This is a genomic window from Actinomadura sp. 7K507 (genome assembly GCF_004348425.1).
Lineage (GTDB): Bacteria > Actinomycetota > Actinomycetes > Streptosporangiales > Streptosporangiaceae > Spirillospora.
In genome coordinates this window covers 1-2,718 of record NZ_SMKK01000463.1, presented here as the reverse complement: position 1 = coordinate 2,718, position 2,718 = coordinate 1, and the positions used below count along the sequence as shown (strand labels likewise).

Annotated in this window: 4 protein-coding genes and 1 pseudogene; 2 read left to right on the top strand and 3 right to left on the bottom strand. The window is 68.4% G+C overall.

What is annotated here, in order from left to right:
- Positions 1 to 335, top strand: a pseudogene (locus E1285_RS46310) (hypothetical protein); the annotation flags it as partial.
- Positions 336 to 390: 55 nt separating this feature from the next.
- On the top strand, positions 391 to 726 hold the full coding sequence (locus E1285_RS44420) for a YnfA family protein (protein ID WP_132160923.1): 336 nt from the start codon (positions 391 to 393) through the stop codon (positions 724 to 726).
- A gap of 157 nt (positions 727 to 883) precedes the next feature.
- On the opposite strand, the gene E1285_RS44415 is transcribed toward E1285_RS44420, so the two are convergent.
- The 3 genes from E1285_RS44415 to E1285_RS44405 form a co-directional block, all read right to left on the bottom strand.
- Positions 884 to 1,387: a hypothetical protein gene (locus E1285_RS44415; protein ID WP_132160922.1), complete on the bottom strand. Its 504-nt coding sequence runs from the start codon at positions 1,385 to 1,387 to the stop codon at positions 884 to 886.
- 398 nt (positions 1,388 to 1,785) lie between these two features.
- Positions 1,786 to 2,163, bottom strand: a complete 378-nt coding sequence (locus tag E1285_RS44410; protein ID WP_132160921.1) for a hypothetical protein — start codon at positions 2,161 to 2,163, stop codon at positions 1,786 to 1,788.
- Positions 2,142 to 2,540: an ATP-binding protein gene (locus E1285_RS44405; protein WP_132160920.1), complete on the bottom strand. Its 399-nt coding sequence runs from the start codon at positions 2,538 to 2,540 to the stop codon at positions 2,142 to 2,144. The genes E1285_RS44410 and E1285_RS44405 overlap by 22 nt, the downstream gene beginning before the upstream one ends.
- Positions 2,541 to 2,718 lie beyond the last annotated feature (178 nt).

Genomic DNA, 2,718 nt, shown 5'->3' with positions numbered 1-2,718 from the left:
TCGCCGTCCTGCCCACCCGGCAGGCCGCCGAAAACGAACGCTGGCGGACGGCCCCGGTCACCTGCTCACTGGACGGCGACGGCCTGGGCGAACGCGTCGCCCAGTGGCGGCAGCTCGTCGACGGTGCCGCACGGCAGGAGATAGAGGGCGGAATCCGGCTCACCCTTCCCGCCGACCGGGCGGCCGCCGTCGCGGCACTGGCGGCCGACGAGCAGCGATGCTGCGCGTTCATCGGCTTCCGCCTCGACCTCGACGGCCCCGATCTGCACCTGGAAGTACGCACGGCCGAAGCAGGCGCCGCCATGCTCACCGACCTGTTCGGCCCGCAAACCTGACCAGCGCCGCCCCTGCCGCGCGCCTGTCCCGCCCTGACCAGAAAGATCCGCCGCCGTGCTCATCGCCCGCTCCATCGCCCTGTTCGCCGTCGCCGCCCTGTTCGAGATCGGAGGCGCCTGGCTGGTCTGGCAGGGCGTCCGCGAGCACCGCGGCTGGCTCTGGATCGGCGCCGGCGTCATCGCGCTCGGGCTGTACGGTTTCGTCGCGACCCTGCAGCCCGACGCCAACTTCGGCCGCATCCTGGCCGCCTACGGCGGCGTGTTCGTCGCCGGTTCCCTGGCCTGGGGCATGGCCCTCGACGGCTTCCGCCCCGACCGCTGGGACGTCATAGGCGCCCTGGTGTGCCTAGCCGGAGTCGCGCTCATCATGTACGCCCCCCGAGGCACCTGACCACCCCAAGCCGCCATTAGGCCGCCACTAGGCCCTCATCACACGATCTCGCAGGGATCCTCCTCCGCTTCCGGCCTACCTCAGAGGCAGCCGTGCCGCCCGCGTCCGGCCTCGTAGTAGGCCCAGTCGCGGGCACGTCCCGCCGGGCCTGTTCCCCTCACTGACCGAGGAAGGTCTGGTCGAGCAACTCCTTGGCCAGGTCGACGGCGAGCTGTGCCAGCTCCTCGCCGTTCCGCCCGGGACCGAACGCCACCCCGGGAGAGAGCCGGGCGGCCAGTTCCTCCAGCAGGCTGGCAACGATCATCGCGCGCAACTCGGTGACGACCACGTTGCGGGACGGCTCACCGGGCAGCCGTTCGTCCAGGGCCCGGTCTCCATCGAGTTGCCGCCGCAGGTCCGCCGCTTGTTGTGGAAGGGACACCGGCTCCGCCCTCCGACCCGTATATCGCCTGACCGTGAGCATCTGCTCGAACGGATCAAGCGTTCCGGCCCCTGTATCGGATTGCATCGACACGTCACCGCTCAACACGGCACGCAAACTCCGGAGCGCGCCATCGACCTGTGTCGGCCGGTCCTCGGCATCCGGCAACGCGTCCAGTACAAGGATCGCGGCCTCCCGCAGCCGCGTGTACTCGGCTCCTACTGCCTCATCCTGTGTCATCTCTCCGTCCTCCCGTGCGCGGTCGCCGCCGGACGACCCTTCACCCTCAGAAGATTCTCTGCATGATGTCGTAGCAGACAGGTTGTATGGCACCGAGGCAACTCCCCATCCGGGCGAGCAAGCTTCGTCCCGAAGCCGTCAGAAGGACGCTCGGGCCGCGGCACCCTCACGACCGACCAACTCAGCGCCATTCGCATCGACCCAGCGAGCTGGTCGGATACCAGTGTCACGACATCGCCCAGATCCACGATCTGACCATTCCAAGCCTTGCCCGGCGTCTCGCCCACGACCCACTGCGACGGCGGCACCCGCTACCTCGAACACGGCGAATGGATTTGAGCGTGGGCCGCACAGCAAGAGCAGCACCTGCCTCATGGTGCTGCCCAGTGCGGTATGCGCTACCAGGTGGACGGGAACATGCGGTGCTTGAGGAGCGCGTCGACCTGGTCGGAGGCCCGCTTGGTGTCGCCGCAGGGGGAGAGGTAGCCGTGCCTTCCGCGTCCGGCCTCGTAGTAGGCCCAGCCACCTCCGGGTGTGGCGTGGACGCTCACCGCGACGCGGACGTGGTCGTCGGGGCTGAACGCGAACACCCAGAGCAGTGGTGGACGGGTGGGGAACTCGTCGGCCTGGTAGAGCTTGACGTAGCGGTAGCTCCTGGCCTGGACGGCGACGGCGAGCAGGTCGAGGTTCCGGATCGCCGTAGTACGGCCCAGGCGGGTCCGCCACCGCAGCAGGTGGCGTCCCGCCTGGACGTTCATCGGGCGCAGCGAGCCCACGTGATCTTTCCTTCCTCGTTGAGCGGCCGGACGCCCCAGTCGTGCACGAGGTGTTCCATCAGCAGCAGGCCGCGCCCGCTCTCGGCGTCGTCGTCCTCGCTCTGGACGACCGGGAGGGCCCTGCTCTCGTCCCAGACCTCGATGACGGTGAGCGGTTCGCGCATGTCCGGGAAGATGCGGACGACGATGTGCCCGCCCCCGACGTGCTTGTAGCTGTTGGTAACCAGCTCGGTAACCACGAGGCGACCGACGAAGTCGTCGGGGTGCCCGAGCTCGCGGAACCGGTCGGTGAGGTAGCGGCGCGCTTTCGCGGGCGCCTCGTCGGACGGATCGAGGACGAGCGGCGGCGCCTCTGGCGCGAGCATGACCGCTGACATCGGTGAACCCCTCCAGCCTGGACGGAGAGTGATCGCGAACGGGCCCAACCCACCAATCCGGAAAAACCCGCCACAATCACCCTGTGTTATCGAACGAACACCATCAGGCCACGAGTCGCTCTAGCATGTCTGTGTAGCGCCGTACTGCTAACAAAACAGCAACAAGCACTGTTACGCG

Coding starts and splice junctions, on each gene's coding strand:
- E1285_RS44415 (WP_132160922.1), bottom strand. CDS start 1,387: ATGACACAGGATGAGGCAGTAGGAGCCGAGTACACGCGGCTGCGGGAG.
- E1285_RS44405 (WP_132160920.1), bottom strand. CDS start 2,540: ATGTCAGCGGTCATGCTCGCGCCAGAGGCGCCGCCGCTCGTCCTCGAT.